General features: G+C 63.7%; 22 protein-coding genes. 3 read left to right on the top strand and 19 right to left on the bottom strand.

Going from position 1 to position 24313, the window contains the following annotated elements:
- The first annotated feature begins 81 nt into the window (after positions 1-81).
- On the top strand, positions 82-426 hold the full coding sequence (locus tag DMP08_RS02175; RefSeq protein ID WP_123191356.1) for a nitrous oxide-stimulated promoter family protein: 345 nt from the start codon (positions 82-84) through the stop codon (positions 424-426).
- Positions 427-539: 113 nt separating this feature from the next.
- Here DMP08_RS02175 and DMP08_RS02180 read toward each other — a convergent pair whose 3' ends face one another.
- The 16 genes from DMP08_RS02180 to mtnA form a co-directional block, all read right to left on the bottom strand.
- Positions 540-2747, bottom strand: coding sequence for an FtsX-like permease family protein (locus DMP08_RS02180; protein WP_123191357.1), 2208 nt, complete (start codon positions 2745-2747; stop codon positions 540-542).
- Complete coding sequence (locus DMP08_RS02185) at positions 2737-3576, bottom strand: ABC transporter ATP-binding protein (RefSeq protein WP_123191358.1); 840 nt, start codon at positions 3574-3576, stop codon at positions 2737-2739. The genes DMP08_RS02180 and DMP08_RS02185 overlap by 11 nt, the downstream gene beginning before the upstream one ends.
- 135 nt (positions 3577-3711) lie before the next feature.
- Complete coding sequence (locus DMP08_RS02190; protein ID WP_123191359.1) at positions 3712-4740, bottom strand: sensor histidine kinase; 1029 nt, start codon at positions 4738-4740, stop codon at positions 3712-3714.
- Positions 4737-5405, bottom strand: a complete 669-nt coding sequence (locus DMP08_RS02195) for a response regulator transcription factor (protein WP_123191360.1) — start codon at positions 5403-5405, stop codon at positions 4737-4739. Before DMP08_RS02195 ends, DMP08_RS02190 begins: the two co-directional genes overlap by 4 nt.
- A gap of 75 nt (positions 5406-5480) precedes the next feature.
- On the bottom strand, positions 5481-5951 hold the full coding sequence (locus DMP08_RS02200) for a hypothetical protein (RefSeq protein ID WP_123191361.1): 471 nt from the start codon (positions 5949-5951) through the stop codon (positions 5481-5483).
- A 350-nt stretch (positions 5952-6301) separates the two neighbouring features.
- Positions 6302-7273, bottom strand: a complete 972-nt coding sequence (locus tag DMP08_RS02205) for a tyrosine recombinase (RefSeq protein ID WP_123191362.1) — start codon at positions 7271-7273, stop codon at positions 6302-6304.
- Complete coding sequence (gene trmFO / locus DMP08_RS02210) at positions 7263-8687, bottom strand: methylenetetrahydrofolate--tRNA-(uracil(54)-C(5))-methyltransferase (FADH(2)-oxidizing) TrmFO (RefSeq protein ID WP_123191363.1); 1425 nt, start codon at positions 8685-8687, stop codon at positions 7263-7265. Before trmFO ends, DMP08_RS02205 begins: the two co-directional genes overlap by 11 nt.
- Positions 8688-8809: 122 nt before the next feature.
- Positions 8810-9730, bottom strand: a complete 921-nt coding sequence (gene dprA / locus DMP08_RS02215; RefSeq protein WP_420541181.1) for a DNA-processing protein DprA — start codon at positions 9728-9730, stop codon at positions 8810-8812.
- The gene (locus DMP08_RS02220; protein WP_123191456.1) at positions 9727-11220 is read right to left on the bottom strand and encodes a YifB family Mg chelatase-like AAA ATPase; all 1494 of its coding nucleotides are present in this window, start codon (positions 11218-11220) and stop codon (positions 9727-9729) included. Before DMP08_RS02220 ends, dprA begins: the two co-directional genes overlap by 4 nt.
- On the bottom strand, positions 11220-11726 hold the full coding sequence (locus DMP08_RS02225) for a YraN family protein (protein ID WP_123191364.1): 507 nt from the start codon (positions 11724-11726) through the stop codon (positions 11220-11222). Before DMP08_RS02225 ends, DMP08_RS02220 begins: the two co-directional genes overlap by 1 nt.
- Positions 11727-12247: 521 nt before the next feature.
- Complete coding sequence (locus DMP08_RS02230) at positions 12248-13036, bottom strand: ribonuclease HII (protein ID WP_123191365.1); 789 nt, start codon at positions 13034-13036, stop codon at positions 12248-12250.
- 125 nt (positions 13037-13161) lie between these two features.
- The gene (gene rplS, locus DMP08_RS02235; protein ID WP_114565784.1) at positions 13162-13509 is read right to left on the bottom strand and encodes a 50S ribosomal protein L19; all 348 of its coding nucleotides are present in this window, start codon (positions 13507-13509) and stop codon (positions 13162-13164) included.
- A gap of 144 nt (positions 13510-13653) precedes the next feature.
- Positions 13654-13986: an AzlD domain-containing protein gene (locus tag DMP08_RS02240; protein ID WP_114565785.1), complete on the bottom strand. Its 333-nt coding sequence runs from the start codon at positions 13984-13986 to the stop codon at positions 13654-13656.
- Positions 13986-14672, bottom strand: a complete 687-nt coding sequence (locus tag DMP08_RS02245) for an AzlC family ABC transporter permease (RefSeq protein ID WP_123191366.1) — start codon at positions 14670-14672, stop codon at positions 13986-13988. Before DMP08_RS02245 ends, DMP08_RS02240 begins: the two co-directional genes overlap by 1 nt.
- Positions 14673-14901: 229 nt before the next feature.
- The gene (locus DMP08_RS02250; RefSeq protein ID WP_123191367.1) at positions 14902-15945 is read right to left on the bottom strand and encodes a deoxyguanosinetriphosphate triphosphohydrolase; all 1044 of its coding nucleotides are present in this window, start codon (positions 15943-15945) and stop codon (positions 14902-14904) included.
- A 101-nt stretch (positions 15946-16046) separates the two neighbouring features.
- Positions 16047-17123, bottom strand: coding sequence for an S-methyl-5-thioribose-1-phosphate isomerase (gene mtnA, locus DMP08_RS02255; RefSeq protein ID WP_123191368.1), 1077 nt, complete (start codon positions 17121-17123; stop codon positions 16047-16049).
- A gap of 207 nt (positions 17124-17330) precedes the next feature.
- Here mtnA and DMP08_RS02260 point away from each other — a divergent pair, with 207 nt between their 5' ends.
- Together DMP08_RS02260 and DMP08_RS02265 are read left to right on the top strand one after the other, a co-directional pair.
- Positions 17331-20075 carry a cation-translocating P-type ATPase gene (locus DMP08_RS02260; RefSeq protein ID WP_244596750.1) on the top strand — a complete coding sequence of 915 codons (2745 nt, stop codon included), beginning with the start codon at positions 17331-17333 and terminating at the stop codon, positions 20073-20075.
- A gap of 103 nt (positions 20076-20178) precedes the next feature.
- Complete coding sequence (locus DMP08_RS02265) at positions 20179-21108, top strand: MarR family winged helix-turn-helix transcriptional regulator (RefSeq protein ID WP_123191369.1); 930 nt, start codon at positions 20179-20181, stop codon at positions 21106-21108.
- 52 nt (positions 21109-21160) lie between these two features.
- Here DMP08_RS02265 and DMP08_RS02270 read toward each other — a convergent pair whose 3' ends face one another.
- From DMP08_RS02270 to DMP08_RS02280, 3 genes are read right to left on the bottom strand one after another with little or no spacing between them, the layout of a single operon-like run.
- The gene (locus DMP08_RS02270) at positions 21161-21886 is read right to left on the bottom strand and encodes a hypothetical protein (RefSeq protein ID WP_123191370.1); all 726 of its coding nucleotides are present in this window, start codon (positions 21884-21886) and stop codon (positions 21161-21163) included.
- A gap of 15 nt (positions 21887-21901) precedes the next feature.
- Positions 21902-23758: an FAD-dependent oxidoreductase gene (locus tag DMP08_RS02275; protein ID WP_123191371.1), complete on the bottom strand. Its 1857-nt coding sequence runs from the start codon at positions 23756-23758 to the stop codon at positions 21902-21904.
- 13 nt (positions 23759-23771) lie between these two features.
- Positions 23772-24263: an FMN-binding protein gene (locus tag DMP08_RS02280; protein WP_123191372.1), complete on the bottom strand. Its 492-nt coding sequence runs from the start codon at positions 24261-24263 to the stop codon at positions 23772-23774.
- Positions 24264-24313: the final 50 nt, after the last annotated feature.

Raw genomic sequence — 24313 nt, forward strand, 5'->3', positions numbered from 1 at the left:
TTCGTGTGTTCCTGTTCAAGGTTTACGCACATTTCGTTCGATAGACAACCTCGACGCACGAGCTATGGTACAGTGCCGCCTATGGAAGACATCCCGAAAACAGCCAAGCGACGCGAGCGCGAAAAGCGGACCATTTCGCAGATGGTCGCCCTCTACTGCGCGGGCAACCACGACCCCGCTGCGCGCACCGAACGAGCCCACTGCGGCGAAACCGTATGCCCCGACTGCGCTCGCCTGGACGAATACGCCGTGCTGCGCACCGAGCGCTGCCGCAAAATGGACGTGAAAACCTCGTGCGAAGCATGCGGCAACCAGTGCTACAAACCCGAGATGCGCGCGCAGATCCGCACCGTGATGCGCTACGCCGGCCCCCGCATGCTGAAAAAGCATCCCGTGGCCGCCATCCGGCACATCTTGGGGAAATGAGACGAAGGGACGGGGTCAATGACTCATTTTCAGCCGCAGGCCAGAAAATGAGTCATTGACCCCGTCCCTTCGTCTCGTCCAGGGCGCCCGTCCGGACGCCCTGCATCGGCAACCTATCCCAAAAGCTTCGATCCGAGCGAGCTTTTTATGACGCCCCGGCAGGTGAAATACGTCACCGCCAGGTAGCTTCCGTACACGAGCACGGTCAGCGCGCCCGTCATCAGGATGGGGCCGCTCACGGACACGCCCAGCAGGTCGAACACGCTCGACCCGATCACGCTGACGGCGCACGCCGCATGGCACACGGCAAGCCCCAGCGGCGCCAGGAAGTACACGAGCACCTGCGTGCGCAGCGACCCCAAGATCATGCGGCGGTCGCAGCCGATCTGCGCGAGCACCTTGTAGCGCGGCAGCGAATCGCTCGTCTCCGACAGCTGCTGGATGGCCAGCATGGCCGCCGTGGTGATGAGGAACGTGAACCCTATGTACAGAGCCAAATACGTGATGAGCACGTTCATGCCGCCCGCCTGCTCGATCACCTCGGCCTTGGTCATGGTCACGGTCACAGGCCAAGGCCGCGACCCGTACGACCAGCCGGCGCTCTCCTGCTGGTCGTCAGGCGGAAACGCCTGATCCAAAGCCTCCTCGAGCATCTTGTCACCCTGCGCCGCGTCGACGGAATAGTTCACGTCCAGGTAGCTCATGTAGGGCATGGTCCCGGCAGCGCGCGCCTCGGCGATCACGGAATCGGGCACGACCACGATGCCTGCATCGTTGACGAACGGGGACGTAGCCAGCACCTGCTCCGCGTACGCGCCCGTCGCCGTGAGCGTACGGCCCGCCACGTTCACTTGGCGCCCCTTTTCAGCTATCGCGCGCGCCAGGTCCTCGATCGCGCTCACAGCGTTGCTCACCGCGTAGCCGTCCTCCCCCACGCTGACCGGATCTTGACCGGTCAGCGTGCGCACGGCATTGAACTGCGACTCGCCCACGATCAGCAACGGCTGAGTGCGCATGCTGCTATCCTGCAAGGAATTTCCCGAACCCACCTGGTAGCGGTCCATGAACTCGCCGTACGTGGTGGTTCCTTCGGTCGGCTGGTACAGGTCGGCCTGGACCGATTCCTTCACGAAGTCGTTCCACCAAGGGGCGTCGGCGGATATGCGCGCGGCGATATCCCAGTTCCAGGATTCGCCCTCTGCGCGCAGCTGCTGCGCGCGCTCCTTTTCCCGCTGAAGGTAGGCCTCGGCCTCCTCAGGATCTTCCACGCGCATCTTCTCAAGGCGATCCTGCGCCAAATCGCCATGGCCCAAGTACACGTTCGCCGTGAGCGTGGCGTCGAACTGCGTGCTTCGCTCGATGTCCCCCGTGAACACGCTCACCAAGCCCGTTCCCGTGGAGAACACCGTCAACGAGAAGAACAGCATGACGCATACCACCGAAAGCGACAGAAACGCCGTATTCACTTTGCTGGCGATCTGGCGCATGGTGAACATGGCCAGTCCCTTGAAGTACACGCCGCGCGTCCGCTCGACCACGATGAGCGCGAACCCGGCCGCCGACCAGAAGAACAGGAACGTTCCCACCAGCATGAGCGCGGTCGCCAAGAAAAACTCGCGGCCGAACTCCATCATCCCGAAATCGACGAGCGTCTTGTACGCCGCCGCCAGCAACGCCACGGACGCAATGAACCCGACCAGGCTCACCCACGGGCTGCGCACGCGGAAGCCCTCGTTGCGGCTTTTCGCCGACAGCAGGTCGATCAGCTTATAGCGCCTGATAGACAACGTGTTGAACGCCGCAACCACCACGAAGATGATCGTGAAGCACGCAAGCGTCTGAACGAACGCCTCTGAAGAGAACACGAACCGGTACTGCTGCATGGGAATGTCGAAGAGCCCTGCCGTGAAAAACGACAGGCCTTGGGACAACGCCACGCCCAGCGCAAGACCCACGACAAGCGACACCGCGCCTACCGCGATCGTCTCCATGAGCACGATCGCCGACACCTGCCCGGGCCGCATGCCCAGAAGAAGGTAGGTGCCGAACTCCTGCTTGCGGCGCTTGATGAGAAAGCGGTTCGAATAGACCACCAAAAAGCCCAGAACGAACGCGATCAAAACCGAGAACATGCCCAGGAACTGGCCCGTCAGGTTGAATATGCTCTCGGTCGAGGCACCTTCCAGGTCGAACAGGATCGACTGGCTCTGCACTGAGTTGAACGCATAGAACACCGCCACACCGAACACGAGCGTCACGAAGTAGATGGCGTAGTCGCGCACCGAACGGCGGACGTTGCGAAAGGCGAGTTTAGACAGCATCGCGCACGTCACCGCCCAAGAACGTGACCACTTCCATGATGCGCGCGAAGAAGTCGCTGCGGGCGGTGTCCCCGCGACGGATCTCGTTGAACACCGCACCGTCCTTGACGAACAGGATGCGATGCGCGAACGACGCCGCGAACGAATCGTGCGTGACCATCATGATGGTGGCGTCCAAGTCGCGGTTCATCATGGTCAGGGTGTCCAGCATGGCCTGGGCGCTGCGCGAGTCAAGGGCGCCCGTGGGCTCGTCGGCCAAAACGATCTTGGGGTCGGCCACGATGGCGCGCGCGGCGGCGACGCGCTGCTTCTGGCCTCCCGACATTTGGTACGGGTACTTGCCCAGCACTTCCAACACGCCGAGCGTGCGGGCCACGGCCTCCACCTTGGGCTTTACCGTAGAGGCGGGATCGCCCTTGACGGTGAGCGCCAGCGCGATGTTTTCGAAGCCGGTGAGGGTGTCGAGCAAGTTGGAATCCTGGAACACGAATCCCAGGTCGTCGCGACGAAACTTCGCAAGCGAGCGGGAGCGCAACGCAGTGATGTCGCGTCCGTCCACCAGGATATGCCCGCTCGTCACCGTGTCGATGGTGGCCACGCAGTTCAAAAGCGTGGTCTTGCCGGATCCCGAGGGCCCCATGATGCCCAGGAATTCGCCCGGCATGACGTCGAAGCTGATGTCGTTGATGGCATGCGTCACGGAATCGCGGTTGCCGTACACCTTCTGAATCTGACGAACGGACAGAATAGGGTGCGCACCTCCCACAGGCGCGACTTTACCGTAGCCGTCTGCAGCGGTATCCTGCGGCGTCGCGTACACTTCAGTCATGATTGCTCCTTTGCATTTTTCGGACTGCAACGATAGTACGCCGCGCTGAAACGAAGAGCCATCGGGCGAACTTACACCACCCTTACAGATTTGAAAGGTTGAAAGGCGCACGAAGAAACCGCAGGCGGTCGACGCCTATCGGCTTGCGTCCAGACGGCGACGGTCATGCGGAAACCGTATCAACACGCGCGTTCCGACCCCTTCTTCGGAGGCAATCGCCACGCCTAAGCCCATTTTTCGGCACATTTGAGAAACCAGGTACAAGCCCATGCCGGTCGAGCTTCCCTGTTCCCGACCGTTCGACCCAGTGAATCCGCGCTCGAACACGCGCGAAACGTCGGCAGCCGGAATGCCGCGCCCGTCGTCGGAAATCTCGAGTATCGAGCATGCGTTCTTCGTTCCCGGATCGGCCTCGTGCAGCGAGAACCGAACCGAGGTCGCTCCGTACTTCGCCGAGTTCGAAAGCACCTGCCCAACAATGAAACCAAGCCACTTGCCATCCGCGAACACCCGCGCATCGTCATCCACTTCGATGACCGGCAAGGTTTCCCGCTCGATCAAGTAGCGGGCATTCTTCTTGCACGCCTCGCGCACCACCGCGGCAAGCACGGTTTCCCGTATGGCGTAATCTCGCTCGAGCGACGTGGAGCGAGCATAGTACAGAGCCTGCTCGACATAGGATTCGATGCGGTCGATCTCCCCCTTGATCCTCGATCCCTCGCTTCCGCGAAGCCCCGACGCCATAAGCGCGGCGGCGGCGATGGGGGTTTTGACCTCGTGAATCCACAGCTCGACGTACTCGCGGTAGGCTTCTGCTTCCTGCTTGTGACGCGCCACGTCGTCAGCCGCCGCTTTACCCACCCGTTCAAGCGCTCGGTAGGCAAGCCGGCCTTCCAGAAACGAGGGCTCTTCCAGAAGCGCCGAAGCGTAGTACGCTTGGTCGAGCTCTTCGGACAAGGCGTCGAGCTCCCGGCAAAAACGTCGACGGCGAGCGTAATCCAACGCCAAGGCGCCCGCCCAGCACGCTCCCACGAACGTCGCGGACAGAACCGCCGCATCAAAGCCCTGGCCCAGCACCGCGAACATGCCGGCCACCCCAAGGGCGCACGCCGCCCCGGCAGCGATGAACACCGCCCGGTCTTTGCAGTAGGAACCCGGCGTCATACCAGGTAGCCTTGGCCCCGTCGCGTAACCAGGAAGTCGTCGGGCACCCCGATGGACGAGAGACTCTTCCTCAAGCGGTTGATGTTGACGGTCAGGGTGTTGTCGTCGATGAACGCATCGGACTGCCACAGCTCCATCATGAGGTCCTGACGCGAGATGATGACGTCGCGATTCGACATGAGAAGGTGAAGGATCTTCAGTTCGTTTCGCGTGAGCTCGGTGGATTCGCCCTCATGCGAAACCCGCCCGCGCCCCGCGTCAAGCACGACGCCTTTGTGCTCGATGCGGGAAGGCGGTTCCTGTCGCTGGACCCGTCGCAGCACCGATTGGATACGGGCGAGCAGCACGGCGGGATTATAGGGCTTGGTCACATAATCGTCGGCACCCAGATTCATGCTCATGACCTCGTCGAACTCGCTGTCAGACGAGGTGAGCATGATGATGGGAACCTGGCTGGTCCGCCGTATGTCGCGGCATACCGCATGCCCGCCGGACCCCGGCAGCTTCAAGTCCAAGATCACGCAATCGGGATCGTCGGCAAGCGCCGCCTCGGCAATTCGACCGAAGTCCGTGCTCGTCGAGGCGAAATGCCCTTGCAGCTCGAGCAGACGCATAAGCTCTTCGCGCAGCGACGCATCATCTTCGACCACAAATATCCGAGCCATGATCCTCCTCCGAGCGGCACCTGGCGGCGCGCGTTTCCCAGAACTGCGTCGAAAAGCCTCACTCGGCCCGAAACGCTAATCCTTGTCGTGGTTCGCGTACGTCTTCGGCAGCACCGGGCAACCGACCTTCGCGCTTTTGAAGTACCGCAGGACAAAGCTGACTCCCGCCACCGCAAGAGCCGCGCCCAAACCGGTGTAGAAAAACGCGATGAACCAGTCGGGCACCAAGCCCGAAGCGCGCAAGGCAATGCCGAAGCCCATCATGCACGCCATGACGATATAGCCTTTCTTGTCGAAGAACTTCAGAACGTGCGTCTTATCCTCGCTGTAGCCCCTGATGCGCTCGGCATGCTTGCCCACCATCTTCGAGAACACGAAGATATGGAACAAAATGAAGATGAGCAGCGTCCCTCCGACCAAGGCCCAGAACAGCCAGCCGGTTTCGTTGAAATAGGCGGCTATGCCGATGTTGGCGATGTTGACGCCCGCGATGAACCACACGATGCCCGCCACCAACAGCAGCTTCTCGGTCGATATCTTCAGCATGAACTCGTCCCTTCACCGCAACGCCCCGTCATTGACGTTTCGCTATTATAGGCTTCTTGCACGGGGTTGCAAACAGAGGCGCGCCCGACAAACCCGCCCGACGCCCGATCAAAACCAAAATCCCGAGCAACCTCCAAGGAACGGAACCAGGGAAAGCACCGCCGCAGCCGCGCAGGCAAACGCCCTCATCTTCCGACTCATACGCTTCCTCCCGCCCATCCGTCCGAATTTCGCCGGCACGCTCATAACAGCCAATCCCAGTATGAGGAGACGGAGCCCGCGCCCGTGCAGCGAACGTAAAACGTCAAGCAGCAGTCACGAGGCCGCAACCATGTTGGAAAAAGCAGGGCCTAGCCGCGCGGATGAGCCTGCGCGTGAACCTTCTTGAGGCGCCCAGGCGTCAGGTGGGTGTAGATCTGCGTCGTAGACAAGCTGGCGTGTCCGAGCATTTCCTGCACGGTGCGCAGATCCGCGCCGCCCTCCAGCAAATCCGTGGCGAACGTGTGCCGCATGTCATGGGGGGACAGCGTCCCGTCCAGACCGGCTTTGGACACCGCGTCCTTGAACATCTTGCGCATAGCGTCCGTGCCCATCCGGTTTCCGCGCGTCGATACGAAAAAGTAATCGCAGGCGCGATCTCCAAGCAGGTTGGGACGGGCGATCAGGGCGTAGGTCCGCATCGACGACACCGCCATATCGTGCAGCGGGATGATACGCTCCTTGGAGCCCTTGCCGAAGACCTTGACCTGCCCGGTTGCGAAGTCCACATGCGCCGAGAGCAAGCCGGATGCTTCCGATACACGCGCGCCGCACGCGTACAGAAACTCGAGCAGCGCCTGGTTGCGCATGTCGGAATACGACTGACCGCGCACGTTGCCGGCCGAATCTCGCTTTCCGTACACAGAGAGCAGTTTCACCATGTCGGCGGGCCGGATAACGTGCGGCAGGCTTTTCGGCTGCTTGGGCCCCTGCAACACGCTGGCGGGATCCTCGTCGGCAGCACCCGTCACGTTGAGCCAGCGAAAGAAACTGCGCAACGCCGATAGCCGCCGATTGATGGTAGTGCGCGAGTACTGCGCATGGTCGAGCTCGCCCAAGTAACGGCGAAGCTGACGGTGACTTGCTTGCAAAGGGTCGATATCCTCGCGCCATGCCCAGCGCGCATAGTCCAGCAGATCGATCCGATAAGCGCGCACAGTATGGATGGAAGCGTTGCGTTCCACGCGCATAGCCTCGCAGAACGCCTCGACCATGGCCGCGGCAGCCGGATCGCACTCGGGTCGATCAACAGCGTCAGGCGAACCGCCGAGCTCAGCGGGCATCGAAGCACGTCTCCCCGCGACCGGCTTCAACGTCGGCTTCGGCCGACGACAGCAAACCGCAAGCGGCAAGGCCGTCGCGATACGTCAGCAGCGCCTGTTCGCCGCGCTCGGCATACGCAGCGTAACGATCGCGCTTGCTGCGGATATGCCGGTCGAGAGGGGCCATGATGCCGAAGTTCACGTGCATGGGCTGATAGTCCACCGTAGCAGGATCGGTCGCGTAGGCCATAAGAGCGCCGAAAGCCGTGTCGCGCGGAAGCTCGGGCAGGCTCTGCCCCTTCAGGAACGCCGTCGTCGACAGGGCTACGTGCAAGCCCGACCTGATAGCCTCGCAATACCCTTCGGTGCCGGCAAGCTGTCCGGCAACGAACACCGGAACCGTCGAATCGGGCAACGCGTCAAGGCGAAGACGCAGCTGCGCATCCAGCAAGCGAGGAGCATCGACGAACGTGTTGCGATGCATCACGCCGTAACGCGCGAACTCCGCGTTCTCCAAACCGGGGATCATGCGAAACACGCGCCGTTGTTCGGGAAACGTCAGATTCGTCTGAAAACCCACCAGGTTGTAGCTCATGCCCTGCGCGTCTTCCGCCCGCAACTGCAGGGCAGCCCAAGGCCGCCGGCCCGTACGGGGATCGGTCAGCCCCACCGGCTTGAGCGTCCCGAACCGGGGCGCGTCCGCACCCTTGCGGGCGATCTCCTCGATAGGCTGGCAAGCCTGGAACAAGTCGCGCGTCTCGAAATCGCGCTTGATGACGCGCTCTGCGTTCACCAGCTCTTCGATGAACGTCTCGTACTCCTCGCGGCTGAACGGCGCGTTGAGATAGTCGCCCGCACCGGTTTCGGCATCCTCGTAGCGGCTCTGGCGAAACAGCTTGTCGAAATCAAGGGAGTCGGCCATGACGATAGGCGCCGCCGCATCGTAGAACGCCAGATGCTCTCCGCCCGTGAATCGAGCAAGGTCCTCAGCGAGCGCATCGGAAGTAAGCGGGCCCGTGGCAACCACAAGAGCGTCCGCTCCCTGCGCGTATGCCGCAAGGCCGGTCGCCTCCTCCCGAACCAGCTCGATCAAAGGATGCGCTGCAATCCGCGCGGTCACATCGGCCGAAAAAGCCGCGCGATCGACCGCAAGCGCGCCGCCAGCAGGAACCGCGTTACGCTCGGCCGCCGCATAAACCTGCGAGCCAAGCAGGGCAAGCTCGCGCTTGAGCATGCCGGCAGCGCTTTGCGGCTTCGTGCTTTTGAGGGAGTTCGAGCACACGAGCTCAGCACAGTCCGACGACACATGGACGGGCGTAGACGAAACCGGGCGCATCTCCACAAGCCGGACGCGCGCGCCGCGGTCGGCAAGCTGCAGCGCGGCCTCGCTTCCCGCAAGCCCGGCTCCAAGTATGGTTACCGTTGAATTAGACATGCCTGCAAGGATACCAAACCCTGGCCGCGTGCAAGACAAAAACCGCGAAACTCCCCTGCTTCGCCGCAACAGTCCCTTCGGAGCCGCCGGAACCGGGCATGAGCCTGCTCGGAACACGCGCGTCATCGGACCACCGGTCCCCACCGGCCATCCGGGTGCCGCGCGAAAAGACCCGCGCGCTCCCCCTCGACAAGCCGCTGCATGAGCCAAGGAAGCGCGTCCTCCCCGTCGCAGCTTTCGCGCGCAAGATCCATCAAGCGCTCCATGCCCAAAGACTCCGCACGCAAAGCGGCCACCACCGGATCATCATCTTCCGCGCTTGCTCCTTCCGGGCAAAAGCGCTCCTGTTTCAAGCAACCGAACAGCGAGAACAGCGCGTCCTCGAAAGTCTCGTCGTCGATCACCGGCGTCGCGCCCTGATAAAGCAAACGATTGGCACCGCGCGACGAAGCCGCCGTGATGGCACCGGGAACCACCAAGACGTCGCGGTTCGCAGCCAGCGCCTCGTCGGCGGTGGAGAACGTCCCGGACGGCAACCCCGCCTCCACGATGAGCGTGGCGCGCGCGAGTCCCGCTATAAGGCGATTCCTCGTGCGGAACTGATGGGGCAAAGGCGGCTTTTCCCATTCATGCTCGGATGCCACCGCGCCGCCGGCATCGACGATCCGCTGGAACAGGCCGCTGTGTTCGGCAGGGTAAGGACGATCGCACCCTCCGCCTAGAAACGCGACCGTAAGCCCTCCTGCATCGAGCGCCGCTCGATGGGCGGCGGCATCGCAGCCGCGCGCGCCGCCCGACACCACGCACACGCCGCGTTCGGCGGCAATACGTGCGAACCGCTGGGCGCAACCGCGCCCATAAGGAGTTGCCTTGCGAGCTCCCACGATGGCGATTCCCTCCTGCAAAGCACCTGCGCTGCCAACGACGTACAGCTTCTTCGGCGGGTTGGACACAACCGCAAGGGCTTCCGGATAGTCGCGCCCGCCCAACTCGAGCACGTGCCGCGGGCCCGAAAGAGGCTGTCCTTGCACGCGCGCGCTCACGATTCTCCTTCCCGAAGCCTGAATCCCACGGCTTCGCACAAATGTCGCCGTTCCACGCGATCTCGCTCCTCCATGTCCGCCACCGTGCGCGCCAACGCAAGCGTGCGCATGATGGCCCGGCCGCTCATGCGACTTGCCTGGGCAACCTCTTCGAGGAACCTCTCGTCATCGTCCGAAAGACCGCAGGCCCGCACAAGGGCCTCCGACGTATCGGGCCTGCTCTCGTCGGCTCGCGCGCGCCTCCACGACGAGAACTCCCGCGCCCGCAGCACATCGCGGCGCAATTCTTCGGAGCCGGTCCCGCACCCGGTTGCCAGCACCTCGCCTGGAGGTATGCGGCGAACGTCGATATGCACGTCAATGCGATCCATGATGGGCCCGCCGATACGCCCCTGGTACAACTTGATCTGACGCTGGGAACACGTGCACGGTTCTTCCTCGTCGCCGTAGTATCCGCATGGGCACGGGTTCGATGCCGCCACCAGCATGAACCGCGCCGGGAAGTCGATGTTGCCATCCGCCCGCGTAACCGTAACCCGGCCCGCCTCCAAAGGCTGGCGTATCCCCTGAAGCGCCGAAGGCGAAAACTCCGCCAACTCGTCCAGGAACAAAACGCCGTTGTGCGCCAAGGTTATCTCGCCCGGGCGAACAGGGGACCCGCCTCCGACCAAACCCGCCAGCGTAGCCGAGTGATGAGGCTTTCGAAACGGGCGCGCGCCGCCAAGCACGGCTTCCAGGCTTTCCCCCGCCACCGAATGCACCACCGCCGTTTCAAGCGCCTCGTCCTTCGACAAAGGAGGCAGGATGGAGGGCAATCTTGAGGCCAGCATCGTCTTGCCCGAGCCGGGGGGACCCATCATGAGCACCCCATGGCCTCCCGCCGCCGCTATCTGCAAGGCCCGCTTCGCCATGCTATGACCCGCAATGTCGCGAAAGTCGGGCAAAGCCTCGCTGCGCTTGGCGAGCCGCCCGGTCATGACGGGAAACGGAAGCGTACGGAAGTCGGAAAGACTCTTTACGCAGCGATGCACCGCGCCTTTGACGGCGTACAGCCCCTCCGAGGGCGCCGCAGCCAACGCGCAGCCCAACCGCTTTGCGCACAGCGCGTGGGCGAGCAGGCCGGCAACGGGCCTGACCGCACCTTCCAGCGACAGCTCCCCCACGAACAAGACCCCTTCCACCGCCCGCGGATCCACCTGCCCCGTAGCGCATAGGATGCCCGCGGCAATGGGCAGGTCGAACCCCGTTCCCGTCTTCCTGAGCGTGCCCGGAGCAAGGTTCACCACCACTTTGCTCGCAGGCATCGTAAACCCGCATGACCGCAGCGCAGCCTTTACGCGCTCCCGCGACTCCTGCACCGACGCATCGGCCATCCCCACGATGGCAAAACCGGGAATCCCGTTCGAAACGCTTACCTCGACGTCCACCGCCACCGCCTCGACGCCGCGAACCGCAGCCGCGCGAACCGTACAGCGCCCCCTCGCAGCCATCATGACGAATACGCGTTGATGTGATGCCGGATCATGGCACGATCAGGCGCAACCAGCACGATGGAGACCACGTCGAAGCGCACCGGCACGTCGACCACATCGTAATCCCTCAAAAACAAAGCTGCTATGTTCTCGTAGCGCTTTCGCTTTTCGGGGTCCACCGCTTCTGAAGGAAATCCCTTCTCGCAACTCGATCGCGTTTTCACCTCCACGAACACCACCCACTCTTCATCTCGCGCGATGATGTCGGCTTCCCCCGCCGAGCACGTCCAATTCCGCTCGACGATCTCGTAGCCCCGTCGATACAGGAACCGGGCAGCAGCGTCTTCGCCGCGCTTCCCAAGCTCGATGTTGTGCGAGTCGGCACTCGAAGCGCCGTCCGACCCCTTCTTGCGCCCCCGACCTTGCTTCCTGCCCCGATCGTCTCCTGAACGATCTTCTCGTCTCGCTCCCTCGTCGCGCGCCGATGCCACAGCCCGTTCGGTAACTCCTGCCCGATCCTCCATGACCGCTCCCCCTTTCGTCGTGGCTCTATCATAACGAGCGCATCTAGCGGAAACATGACGTGCGTCTAGCGCCGACCCTGCGCAAATTCGCTCGAATCAGCGCGGGTTCTAGCCGAGATGCGGCGCGTTTCGAGCGCGAATCCGGCAAGAATCCAGCGCGTTTCCAGCGCGTTTCCAGCACAAATCAAGCAGGATTGAAAACGTCCAGGTCAGGCAAAGGGAAACCAAGAGGATATCGCTCGGAAGCTATGATAGATGCAGACTGGGCGAACTTTGCATCGCGCGCCGTATTCCGTGTTCAGCGCCAATGCCCGCGCCGCCTTCGCAACCGAGCCCCATGTCCATGCACCACGCGCGCCGCTTTCGCAACCGCGCGCCCTACGCATCCGCCGCCTCTCTCGCTTCCGCCGCGCCGTCGCATTCTCGCAGAATGCGGTTCGCAACGCCCGACCAGCGTCATCAACAGCGGACGAAAGCAACGAGCCCCATCGAAGCATCCGACAGGGCTCGGGGAAAAACCGCTAGAACAAAGCAGGCTGCGTGAACGCCGTGCAGAACGAGACGCGATGGATGGGCGTCAAGCCGTACCGCTTGATCGCCTCGATATGCGCGGCGCTCGCATACCCTTTGCACGAATCGAATCCGTAAGCCGGATACTCTTCGGCGTAACGGCACATGAGCGCGTCGCGCTCCACCTTGGCCACAATGGAAGCCGCAGCAATGGAGGCGCAGCGGCCGTCCCCCTTTACCACGTTCACTTCGCGCGGATCCATGCGCAAGGGATTGCCGTCAAGCAAAACCACATCAGGACGCGCGCCCGCGCGCTCCACGCTTGCAACGGCCCTCCGAAAAGCGGTGACCAAACTTGCAGTCATGCCGCACGCATCGATGTCGGCAGGCTCCACGTACTCGACCGTCCAAGCAAGCGCCGTCTCTTTGATCTGAGCGGCTATACGCTCCCGCGCTTCGGGCTTGACCTGCTTCGAGTCGTTCAATCCCTCGATAACGGGCTTGTCGGGGAGCACGACCGCCCCTACGGCCAACGGACCCGCCAAAGGACCTCGCCCCACTTCGTCAAGCCCCACGATCACCTGCGCGCCGCGCGCTGCGGCCAGCTCGCGCTCGTACGCGTACATCGAAGCCAATCGCTCGCGCTCGGCAGCCTGCGCCGCAAGACGCTTGCGCGCGCTCTCCATAGCGGCGAGCACCCCTTTGCGCGTCTCGGCCGCCAGAGAGCGCTCCAGCACGGCGAACTCGGCTTCGTCAGCCTGCTGCAATCGTTGCTTTATGTCGGCTACCGTCAGTCCCATGCGTTCCCTCTCCCTCTCCGATCCCTATCGGCGTCACCGCATCATAGCAGAAGCGCCGCATGCACAAGAAGAACACCTCGCTTCGTGTGAAACGAGGTGTTCTTGTACAAGTTGCTTCGCAGAGCTTAGCGGAAAGACTTCTCCTTGATTTTGGCAGCCTTGCCCACCTTGTTGCGCAGGTAGTAGAGCTTGGCGCGACGCACGTCACCGCGACGGACAACCTCGATCTTCTCGATCTTGGGAGAATGCACGGGGAAGGTGCGCTCCACGCCGATGGAGAAGCTGATCTTGCGGACGGTGAACGTCTCGCGGTTCGAAGCGCCCTGGCGGCGGATAACGTCGCCCTGGAACACCTGAACGCGCTCGCGGTTGCCCTCGACGATGCGGTAGTGGACCTTCACGTTGTCGCCCACGTTGAATTCGGGGACGTCCTGCTTGATCTGCTGCTGTTCAATGGCGCGAATGATATCCATGACCCGTTCCTTCTTATATGTTCAGTGAAAACTCGTTCGTGTTGTCTCATAAAGACACGATTGGACAGTATACCTCGATGTGCTTCTGCTTGCAAGGCAATTCCTTGCCTTATTCGGAAAAACTTGCCTACCTCCAAACCCCGCCTAGAAAAGCATGAGCACCGCGTACGCGGCGACGCCCGATACGGCGCACCACAGAAGAGACTTGGTCTTCCATGCCACCAGCGCAACCACCAGCGCGGCAACCAAAGGAGCGGCGGCAGGCCAGAGACCCGCATCGAACATCCCTGGTGTGAGCAGGTCGTTCGCCACCAACGCGGCAAACGCCGCCGGCGGTATGAACCCAAGCGCGCGCTCGACGTTCTCGGGTAGGTTGCGCCCCTTGAGCACGAACAAGGGAACCACGCGGCATATCAGCATGGTCACCGCGCAGCACGCGAACACGACAAAGAAGTCGCCCCATCCCATGGCTTCCATTAACCGCGCCCCCTTGCCCACGTGAACAGCAGCGCCGCAGCAACGCCCGCAAGCGACCCCACGAGGATTGCCGGACCGCCGAAGCCCGCAGCCTTGCACGCGAACACGCCCGCTATGGCCACGACCGCCGCTACGACGTTAGCGGCCGATACCTTCTGGGTAACCAGCAGGCAGATGAAGATGGAGGTCATAGCGAACGCCGCAATGGCCAGCGGAATGCCGATAGCGTTGCCCACGAGCGCGCCCACCACGTTCGAAAGCGCCCACGAGCTTTGCGAGAACAGGTTCACCATGGTGGCGCGGCCAACCGACCACTCCCCTTCGGCGAACTTCGACACGTTCACCCCGTAGCTCTCGTCGGTCACCGTGGCCGCGAACAGAAACGACAGGCGCTTCTTGACGCCGCGGCACGCCGGCGCGAACGCCGCCGAGTAGAGCATTTGCCTTGTGTTGACCAGCGAAACGCTTGCGATGATGGATGCCAGAGGCGAAGCCGCCAGCCACATGTTCGGGATCATGAACTGGCCGGCGCCCGAATAGAACAGCGCGGACAGCAAGAACACTTGCAAAGCGTTCAGCCCGATGGAGTCGCACAGGATGCCGCAGGGAATGCCGATGGCAACGTAGCCCAACATGATGGGCAACGCCGCTTGAAACGACTGTTTTATGTGATCCCCGGTAAGCATAGCGTCCCGATTATACAAGTTTTGTGCAGATGCGCAATGGGGGAATCTCGCTTGCCGTCAGCTTGCTGCCAGGAAGCTCGAATTGCAACGGACGCAACAGATTGTCGCCCGAAACGTACGGAATCGAAGCGAAAAACGTACGTATCGGGCGACAATCCGCCGGCGTGAGCGCATAAGCGGGAAACGGCCGCACAAGACGGCGGCAAACCGCGCACCAACGCGCTGCACATCAAAAATGCAAGGAATGCGGAATGAAAAGCTGCTGGTAGAGGCTCTTGGCGTAGCGGTCGGTCATGCCGGCCACGTAATCGGCCACGGCGCGCAGGTCGTCGCTTTCGGGAATGTCGCGGTACTCGCGCGGCACCTCTTCCACGTGATCGACGTAGTAATCGAACAAGTCCTCGATAAGGTGAGTCGCCTTCGCCACCTCGACCGTGACGGTCGGCGCGGTATACACGCGATCGAACAAAAATTCCCGCAGCTCCATCATCGCGTCCCACACCGTGCTGCTCATGCGAATATCGTCGATCGCGGCGGAGGTCTCCACCATGTCGCGTACGAGGGTCTCTATGCGCGTAGAGTGATCGGACCCCAAAACGGCGTGCGTAGCCGCGGGCAGGTCGGACTCGGAAAGGACGCCCGCGCGAATAGCGTCGTCGATGTCGTGGTTCACGTAAGCGATCCGATCCGCCGTGCCGACGATGCGGCCCTCCAGCGTTTCCGCCCGCAAATCGCCCGTATGGTTGAGGATGCCATCCCGCACCTCGGCTGTGAGGTTCAAGCCCTTTCCGCCGTTTTCGATGCGTTCGACCACGCGCAGGCTCTGCTCGTTGTGCCGGTACAACGCCGCCGCCCGGGAAGACTCCGGATCGATTCCCTTATGGCGCGCAAGGCAGCGAGCCAAGGCCGACTCCCCCGTATGGCCGAACGGCGTGTGCCCCAGGTCGTGCCCGAGCGAGATAGCCTCGGCGAGGTCTTCGTTCAAGCCGAGAGACCGCGCGATAGTCCGCGCGATTTGAGCCACTTCGAGCGTATGCGTGAGGCGCGTCCGAAAATGATCGCCCTCCGCCGCCAGAAACACCTGAGTTTTATGCGAGAGCCGACGAAATGCCTTCGTGTGCAGGATCTTGTCGCGGTCGCGCTGGTAATCGGTGCGCAAAACGTCCGGCTCGGCCGAGCGATCCCGGCCTTCGCTCTGATCAGCGAACGCCGCATCTACGGAAAGCGTCTCGTGTTCTCGCTGCTCTTGGTCTTCGCGATGGATGACATGCATGGAATCCTCCTTGCAACCGACGTCCTGAACGGCATTGTACCAGATGCAGCGCCATTTCATCGGGCAAGGCGGGTCCGCCCCGTCCTAGCGGCCTTCGCCGCTCATTCAGCCAGCTCGTGCGGCAAGAAGACGCCCCGCTCGGTGACGATGCGGGAAACGTAGCGCGCGGGGGTCACGTCGAAGGCCGGGTTCCATACGTTTACGCCCTCGATGGGGCAAGGCAGCACTTCAGACGGATCGCGCTCCTCGATGGGAATGAGCGAACCATCCGAAATGGAGAAATCGATGGTGGAAGTAGGAGCCGCCACGTAGAAGGGAACGTTGTGTTCGGCGGCCAGCACGGCAACGCCGTACGTGCCTATCTTGTTGGCCACATCGCCGTTGGCAGCGATGCGATCGGCTCCAACGATAACGGCATCCACCTGGCCTTTCGCCATAAGGCTTGCGGCCATGCCGTCGCAGATGAGCGTGGTGGGGACGCCCGCGCGGGAAAGCTCCCAAACGCTCAGTCGCGCGCCCTGCCCCACCGGGCGCGTCTCGTCCGCGTACACCCGCTCGATTCCGCCGCGCTCGGCCGCCGCATACACCACGCCAAGAGCCGTGCCGTAGAACACCGTGGCCAAGCTGCCGGCGTTGCAGTGCGTGAGGATCCGCGCGCCTTCGGGCAAGAGCGCTGCCCCATGCAAGCCGATAGCCCGGTTCGCCGCTTCGTCCTCGACTTCCATGCGCTTCACCTGGCTGAACAGGCTTTCAGCAACCTCGGACGGAAGCGCGCCCTCCCGCAGCACCTCGCGCGCAAGAGTCGCGACGCGCCCGACGCCCCAAGCGAGGTTGACCGCCGTGGGCCGAGCGCCCGCAATCCGTTCGGCAATCGACTCGAGCAGCTCCCAGAAGCGCGAACCTTGCTCGGCGCATCCATGCGACGCAGCTTCCGACGCTCCTTCATTGCATGCCCATACAGCCACCGCAGCCGCCCCCGCTACGCCGATAGCCGGCGCGCCGCGCACGGCAAGCGTCTCGATAGCTCGCACGACGACACGCCAATCGTGCGTACGGGCTACGGAAAGCCCGCCTGGCAGCAGACGCTGATCCACGTACGCGAAGCATGCGCGGCCGTCGCCGTCGCGTTCGAGCTCGACGGTGCGCGGCAATCGGTCAAGACGGAGGGGCTGGCTCATGAAAGGTCCTTTCTTCAGTTGCAGCATTGTAGCGCACCGAGCGGCGCGTAAAACGACGGCGATGCGCGCTCTTCGAAAATGGTAATGGTTCAGCCACCGGCAGATAACGGTTCGGCGAGCAAGAAGCTTGCCCGATTATGGTAAACGAAACACCGCCGAACGATTCCCGACGGCCGCGAACCGCAACCGCCACGACGAAGGGGTCCCATGAGCAACCATCAACCACCGAAGCGCCGCGATCAGCACAGCGCCGCTCGCATCCGCGCTCCCAAGAATGCTGAGGAACGTCAAAAAGTCGCGCAGCGCGCCTGGCACGCCATGTCGCGCGAGCAGGTCATCAAGGAACTCGACACCTTCCCCGACGGCCTGTCGCCCTCCACGGCGCATGAACGGTTGGCCGAATTCGGCCCGAACGAGCTCAACGCCAAGCCGCCGCGCACGTTGGCCGATATGGTCCGCGAGCAGCTGGCGGATCCCATGATACTCATCCTGCTGACCGCCGCGGCCCTCTCGGCCCTGCTGCAAGAATGGGTCGAGGCCGGGATCATCGGCGCCATCGTGGTGGTGAACGCCGTCATCGGGATCGTCCAGGAAAAGAAAGCGCAATCATCGCTGGAAGCCTTGCGCAGCATGGGCGCCCCCGAAGCGCGCGTGATGCGCGGCGGCATGGAAACAGTCGTGCCCGCACGCGATCTGGTCCCCGGCGACCTCGTACTGCTCGGGGACGGCAGCATGGCCCCGGCGGATCTGCGGTTGACCAAAACCGCCGGCCTTCGCATGCAGGAAGCAGCCTTGACCGGCGAATCCGTCCCCTCCGACAAGAACGCGCAATCGGAGGCGCTTCCCGGGGCCCCGTTGGGAGATCGGGCCAACATGGCCTTCGCCACGGCCATCGTCACCGCGGGGCGCGGCGAGGGCGTGGTGGTGGCAACCGGCAGGAACACCGAAGTGGGGCGCATCGCCGGCATGCTGGAGGAAAGCGACGGCCTGGACACGCCCATCAAGCGCAAGCTCGCCTCGTTCGGCAAAGGACTCACCGTGGTGGGCATCGTGGCTGCGCTGGCGGTCATCGCCATCGGCCTGGCATACGGACGTCCCCTTGTCCCGTTGCTGCTTTTGGCCGTGTCGCTTGCCATCTCAGTCATACCCGAAAGCCTGCCCGCCACCGCAACCGTCACCATGGCACTCGGCGTACAGCGCATGGCCCAGCATGAAGCCCTGGTCAGACGCCTTCCCGCCGTTGAAACGTTGGGCGGGGCAACCGTCATCTGCACGGACAAGACCGGTACGCTGACGGAAAACCGCATGAACGTGGTGCGCGTGGCCCTGGGGCCCGACCTAGCCCAGGAACGCCAACTCGACCCCGAGCAAGCACGCGAGAAGCACGCCCGCCTCTTCGAGCACCTTGCGTTCACCGCCGTTCTCTGCAACGACGCGGTGTTCTCCCCCGCGGAATCGGAAGCCGTCGGCGACACGGCGATCGGCGACCCCACCGAAGGCGCGCTGCTCCTGCTTGCACGCGACGGCGGCATCGATCCGGGAGAGCTGCGCGCCGCCTATCCGCGCCTTGCCGAACGCCCCTTCGATTCCGACCGCAAGCGCATGTCCACCGTGAACGACCGCGACGGGCAGGCCGTCGTGTCCGTGAAGGGCGCGCTCGATTCGATGCTGCCGCGCTGCGCCTACCTGCTTGACCAAGACGGCCCTCGTCCCCTTACCGACGAGGATCGCGAACGAACCTTCGCACTGGCCCAAACGCTTTCCGACGAGGCATTGCGCGTACTGGCCTTCGCAACCCGCGCACTTGCGGGCACGCCGAGCGAAGACGACGACATCGAGCGCGACCTGGTGCTGATCGGCATCGTGGGCATGATGGATCCGCCTCGGCCCGACGTGAAGCAGGCGGTCGAGACGTGCCGGTCCGCCGGGGTGCGCACCGTCATGATCACCGGGGACCATGCCGCAACGGCGCGGGCGATCGGCCGCGACCTGAGCATACATCAACCTGGCGACCTGATCATCACCGGCGAGGAGCTCGACCGCATGGACGACGAGGCTCTCGACGAAGCCGTCAAGCGCGCTTCGATATTCGCCCGCGTGTCGCCCTTGCACAAGCTGCGCATCGTGCGCGCCCTTCAGCGGGGAGGCGAGGTCACGGCGATGACGGGCGACGGCGTGAACGACGCTCCCGCGTTGAAGGCCGCCGACATCGGCGTCGCCATGGGCATCACCGGAACCGACGTGGCCAAAGACGCTTCGGACATGATCCTCATGGACGACCGCTTCACCACCATCGTCTACGCCGTCCGCGAGGGCCGTCGCGTGTTCCGCAACATCCAGAAAGTGGTAGCGTTCCTGGTTGCCGACAACGTCGCCCAGATCATCGTGCTGCTGACGGCGCTGGCCCTCAACTGGAACGCCCCGTTGACCGCCGTCATGATCCTGTGGGTGAACCTGGCAACAGCGTCGCTTCCGGCGCTGGCTCTGGGCGTGGAGCCCGCCAGCCGCCACATCATGGAGCACCCGCCCATGCGCGCGAACAACCTGCTCGACGCAAAGCTCGCGCGCCGCGTCATCGGCCAAGGCGCGTTCATCGCAGCTTTGGCGCTCATCGCGTTCGCCATCGGCCGCGAAGTCGGAACGGACGCGCTCGGCAGCACCATGGCCTTCGCAACGTTGGCGCTGTCGCAGGTGCTGCGCGCCCTGAACCAACGCTCGACCACCGATCCCGTCTGGGATCGCGGCGGCGCTCGCAATCCCCAGCTCGTCTGGGCGACCGCGACGAGCTTCGCGCTCATGATGATCGTGCTCTTGGTTCCGCCGGTGATCGAGGCCTTCGGCGGAGCTTCCATGAACGCATGGCAATGGGCGCTCGTCGGCGGCTTCGCCCTGCTGTCGGTCGTTCAAACGGAGATCGCAAAGGCCATCGGGAGGCGGCGCGCCCAACGATAGATTGAACAGCTCGTGGATGTTTGGTTTCCCTGCGGCGCAAGCGCCGTCGGCATCGTATCATTTGCTTCACCACTGAAACGATATCGACGGGGAAAGAAGGCGCATGCGCGCAGGCGAACAAGACGGGATCACGCTCGACTCGACGTACTTCGTCGCATTCGAGCTCATGCATCGAGCGCTCAAAAGCGGGTTGAAAAGCGCCAGCGACCTGAGCATCACGCAATACCGCGCGCTGGTCAAGCTGCTGGGCGTTTCGCCGAACATGCTCGGGCAATCCGATTTGGGCGAGATGCTGGGTGCGAAACCCAACGTGATGACCCAGGCCTTGAACGCCCTCGAAGCGCGCGGGCTCGCGAAAAGGGCGCGCGACGACCGCGACGGAAGATCGCGTTCGGTCGGCATCACGCAAGCCGGAGTCGCCCACGTCGCCTCGGTGAACGACTCCATCGTGCGGCAGCTGTACGCGCGCTTCCCTACCGACGACCCGACCTACCGAAGAATCCTGGAAGCATCCATCATCGCAGGCGCAGCCATCGATCCGCCGCTCTCGCCCGAAGCGGCGCGGCGCTTCCCTGCCTCGCGCACCCTTGTGTCGTTCGAGCTGATCCGCCACATGATGGAGAAGAACCTTGAATCCGCATGCGGCGCCTCGTACCACGAGTGCCGCATCATGCAGCGCCTCGACGAAGAGGGCGGGCCGCTGCGCATCGGGGATTTGGCCGAAGCGCTCCAGTTGAGCGTCGTCAACGTCGCCCGCTGCGTCGACCGGCTGGCGGAGCGCGGATGGGTCGAGCGCATGAGGTCGCCCCGCGACCGAAAAGCCGTGTTCGCCGTCGTCACGGAAAGCGGCGCCCTTCAGCAGCGCATCATCGCCCGCACTGTCGACGACATGGGGCGCACGCAGCTGTGGGGCAAGCTGGGACCCGAGCATCGCAAGGCGATCGCGCAGGTGGGCAGCGTCGTGTTCGCCGACCTGCAAACGCGCAAGGAGGTCGAACGCAAAGCCGCGCTCGACCTCCTTGCACCCCTCTGAAAACAGAAGAGGGGCGCATCGATCGCCCCTCTTCGCCTCTGCGCCCTTTCGTCTACGCGCGCGCCTTCTTCACGAGCGCGGAAGCGCCGAACAACATTCCCAGGTTCGCCACGACGTCGGCAGCAAACCACATTCCCACGACGCCCATGTTGATGCTCGCCGTGTTGATGGCGGAAAACGTGCCCACCGTCAGTACCATGACCGCAAAGCCGCAGCCCGCCGTTGCCGCCACCAGGTTCCAACCTGCGCGCTTCTCGTTTTCAGCGCGCGCCAAGCACGCGCATACCACCATCGACGCGGCCCCCAGCAGCGTGCCGATGAACGCCGCCCACACGACGAGCGCGACTATCAGCACCGGCAACGCCGGCAGCTTCGAGCTCATGGAATGCACCTGCACGCCCGACAGGATTCCCGAAAGCACGACGAACAGGCACACGATGGCCGCAAACGCCGTCGCCCAACCCCACAGAAACGCGGTTGCCGGCTTGCCGGCTCCCGGCACGCCGCGCGCGAACAGCAGGCCGTGCAAAGCGACGCCAGCCGTGGACAGCACTATCACGAGCGCGGACAGGAACAGAAACGCCATGAAGGCCGATCCCGTCAGAATGGAGCACACCACGTCCAGGATAGGGACCCCGGAAGCCGATATGTAGTCGTAAGCCAGCGCGCCGGACAGGTCCATGGCGGCCAACCCGATCCGCCCGACGAGGGCCACCGCCAGGGCCATCGAAAACAGCATCGCGTACGGACGGGCCATGCCCTTCAGTTGCTCTTTCATCTTGCATCCCCTTCCCTACGCGCCTGCGCCGGTCATCTCGTGCTCCACCGCGGAGGTGCCGCACAGGTATCCGCCGCAAAACGCCAACCCGACGTCGCCCATGAGCGAGCCCAAGATCGGATCGCCCACGTAGCTGTTCTCGCCGCAGGCTCCTCCGGCGGTGTGCCAACCGGCGTACAGGCCGTCGATGGGGCGCCCGTCGGTGCCCATCACCTGCATGTCCTCGTTGATCAGCAAGCCCGCCTTCGTGCCGTACAGGTTGCCGCCGATGCGGCAGCCGTAGAACGGCGGCTCCTTGACGGCATGCAGCCATTCGGGAGGCATCGGGTACAGGTAGTCGTCCTCGCCCTTCTCGCAGCATTCGTTCCACTTTTCCACGGCCTCGGTCAGCACGCCCTCGGCCAGCCCCAGATCGCGCTCGAGCTCTTCCAGCGTGTCGCGCTTCTTCAGCACGTCGGCGTCGATGGCGTCCTGCACGCCGTGATGCCAGTCTCGGTAATGCTCGGGCACCTTGTCGATCTGCTCGAGGTCGGGCGTGATGAGCTTGCGGCAATGCTCCTGCGCGAATCCTGCCAGATGGTCCTCGTAGTTCGCGTCGAAGATGATGTAGGAGCGGTGCCCCGGAGGCGTCATCTGGATGGTGGCAAGATCGCCTAGGGCGTAGATGGCGTTTGCGCCGTCCTCGGCCACGCGGCTGTCCAGGTAGCGCAAGCGATTGCCGCAGCGATCGATGGTCAGCCACGGCTGACGCGACAGCTGCGTCATGCCGTCGTAAAGGAAGCGCGCCCACTGCCCGCCCTCGGCCTGCCAGTCCACGCCGCCGTCGAAGCTGGCGGAGCTGTTGAACCCGGACACGTCGGCGCCCGCGCCCAACCCCATGCGGAAGCATTCGCCCGTCTCGCCGCCCACCAAGTAGCTTGACGCGCAGCCCATGGCCGCCGTGGGGATGTACTTCTCCAAAAGCGCCTTATTGTTGCAGAAACCGCCCGCCGTGAGAATGACCGCGCGCGATGCGTGGATGTACACCTCGCGCTCGAAATCCTCTTTGGCCACCAGGCCCACGATGCGGCCTCCCTCATCGCGTACGAGCGCCACCGCCGGACACTGGAACTTGTACTCGACGCCTTTGCGCTGGCCGTAGCTGAACATGGCGTCCGTGGCGTCCTTCATCTTGAGCACGTGATGGTCGAGCGTCGAGTTCTTCGGCGCCACGTACACGGGCACCTCGCCCAACCGCCACCGCACGCCGCAATCGGCCATCCAGTCCAGGCTCTTGCCGCCTTCGCAGGCCAGCTTGTAGATGAGCTTGGGATCGGCAGCATAATGGTACTCGTCCATGGCCCAATCGGTCAGGGCCTTCGGATCGAAGGGATAAGAGGGGAAGGCGAAGCGCTTCTCATCCTGTCCGCTGTAGCCGCCCAGGATCCCGCACATGCCGGCCGACTGCGCGTTGCCGCCATGCAGGCCCATGGCTTCCACGCATATGGTCTTCGCGCCCAGTTCGGCTGCGCGCGCAGCCGCGTTCAGGCCGCCGCCGCCCGCGCCCACCACGCAGATGTCGCATTCGTAGTCCCACTTCTGCGGCACCGCGCGCGGCGGGATGGGCGTTGCATCGTTCGCGGGAAACGCAGCGGCGTTGTGCTCGCGGTACGTGCCGTCCTCCCACGAGGCGTTCGTGGCCGCGCTATCGGGGACTCGCACGCTCTTCGACCCGTCGGCGGCCCAATCGCCGATGACGCCCGCCGGCACCGCATGCGCCGCAGCCGCCGGCATGACCGCCGCAGCCGCCGTGCCGCCTACGACCGCGGCCGCGCCCGTCAGGAAAGCGCGGCGCGACATGCCCTCCGCACTGCGTTCGATATGCTCCTTCATGACAATCCCCTCCTTAGTTTCCCGTAGAAGCAACGGCGCTCGCGCCCGCTTCCGCCTGCGCGAGCGCATCCTCCACCGCGTGCTTGACGCCCGCAGTGGTGATGGTCGCCCCGCTCACGGCGTCGATATCGGCGCCCTGCGCCGCATCGATCAAGGCCGCGTACTTGCCGTCGCGAATGGCCTCGAAGCCGCCGACGCTCTGGGTTTCTCCCTCCTGCGTGGTTTCAATGCAGGTCAAGCGGTTGTCCTGGACCAACAACGTCACGGTGATCAAACCGTCCATGCCTTTGCCGGTGCCGGTGTACACGCCGTCGCGCAAGGTCCCTTCCGCCTTCTTCGCCGAATCGACCGTCACCTGCGCCGCCCACGGGTCGTCCGTGCGAAGCGCCAGCTGCTCGGCGCTTGCGGCATCTTTCGATCCGGACCCCTCGAAGCCCGCGCCGCAGCCCGTCAATCCCAACGTCAACGCCGCCGCGCAACCTGCGGCCATGGCTGTCTTTCTCATATGCACCCTCCCTGTTCTTTCAGGCTTGCAAGCCGAATCGCAAGCTTCGC

Origin of the sequence: Paraeggerthella hongkongensis, assembly GCF_003726035.1 — a bacterium.
Lineage (GTDB): Bacteria > Actinomycetota > Coriobacteriia > Coriobacteriales > Eggerthellaceae > Paraeggerthella > Paraeggerthella hongkongensis.

Bases quoted from the DNA above. Each gene is read 5' to 3' on its own strand.
- DMP08_RS02175 (WP_123191356.1), top strand. From the start codon at position 82: ATGGAAGACATCCCGAAAACAGCCAAGCGACGCGAGCGCGAAAAGCGG.
- DMP08_RS02180 (WP_123191357.1), bottom strand. From the start codon at position 2,747: ATGCTGTCTAAACTCGCCTTTCGCAACGTCCGCCGTTCGGTGCGCGAC.
- DMP08_RS02185 (WP_123191358.1), bottom strand. From the start codon at position 3,576: ATGACTGAAGTGTACGCGACGCCGCAGGATACCGCTGCAGACGGCTAC.
- DMP08_RS02190 (WP_123191359.1), bottom strand. From the start codon at position 4,740: ATGACGCCGGGTTCCTACTGCAAAGACCGGGCGGTGTTCATCGCTGCC.
- DMP08_RS02195 (WP_123191360.1), bottom strand. From the start codon at position 5,405: ATGGCTCGGATATTTGTGGTCGAAGATGATGCGTCGCTGCGCGAAGAG.
- DMP08_RS02200 (WP_123191361.1), bottom strand. From the start codon at position 5,951: ATGCTGAAGATATCGACCGAGAAGCTGCTGTTGGTGGCGGGCATCGTG.
- DMP08_RS02205 (WP_123191362.1), bottom strand. From the start codon at position 7,273: ATGCCCGCTGAGCTCGGCGGTTCGCCTGACGCTGTTGATCGACCCGAG.
- trmFO (WP_123191363.1), bottom strand. From the start codon at position 8,687: ATGTCTAATTCAACGGTAACCATACTTGGAGCCGGGCTTGCGGGAAGC.
- DMP08_RS02220 (WP_123191456.1), bottom strand. From the start codon at position 11,220: ATGGCTGCGAGGGGGCGCTGTACGGTTCGCGCGGCTGCGGTTCGCGGC.
- DMP08_RS02225 (WP_123191364.1), bottom strand. From the start codon at position 11,726: ATGGAGGATCGGGCAGGAGTTACCGAACGGGCTGTGGCATCGGCGCGC.
- DMP08_RS02230 (WP_123191365.1), bottom strand. From the start codon at position 13,036: ATGGGACTGACGGTAGCCGACATAAAGCAACGATTGCAGCAGGCTGAC.
- rplS (WP_114565784.1), bottom strand. From the start codon at position 13,509: ATGGATATCATTCGCGCCATTGAACAGCAGCAGATCAAGCAGGACGTC.
- DMP08_RS02240 (WP_114565785.1), bottom strand. From the start codon at position 13,986: ATGGAAGCCATGGGATGGGGCGACTTCTTTGTCGTGTTCGCGTGCTGC.
- DMP08_RS02245 (WP_123191366.1), bottom strand. From the start codon at position 14,672: ATGCTTACCGGGGATCACATAAAACAGTCGTTTCAAGCGGCGTTGCCC.
- DMP08_RS02250 (WP_123191367.1), bottom strand. From the start codon at position 15,945: ATGCATGTCATCCATCGCGAAGACCAAGAGCAGCGAGAACACGAGACG.
- mtnA (WP_123191368.1), bottom strand. From the start codon at position 17,123: ATGAGCCAGCCCCTCCGTCTTGACCGATTGCCGCGCACCGTCGAGCTC.
- DMP08_RS02260 (WP_244596750.1), top strand. From the start codon at position 17,331: ATGAGCAACCATCAACCACCGAAGCGCCGCGATCAGCACAGCGCCGCT.
- DMP08_RS02265 (WP_123191369.1), top strand. From the start codon at position 20,179: ATGCGCGCAGGCGAACAAGACGGGATCACGCTCGACTCGACGTACTTC.
- DMP08_RS02270 (WP_123191370.1), bottom strand. From the start codon at position 21,886: ATGAAAGAGCAACTGAAGGGCATGGCCCGTCCGTACGCGATGCTGTTT.
- DMP08_RS02275 (WP_123191371.1), bottom strand. From the start codon at position 23,758: ATGAAGGAGCATATCGAACGCAGTGCGGAGGGCATGTCGCGCCGCGCT.
- DMP08_RS02280 (WP_123191372.1), bottom strand. From the start codon at position 24,263: ATGAGAAAGACAGCCATGGCCGCAGGTTGCGCGGCGGCGTTGACGTTG.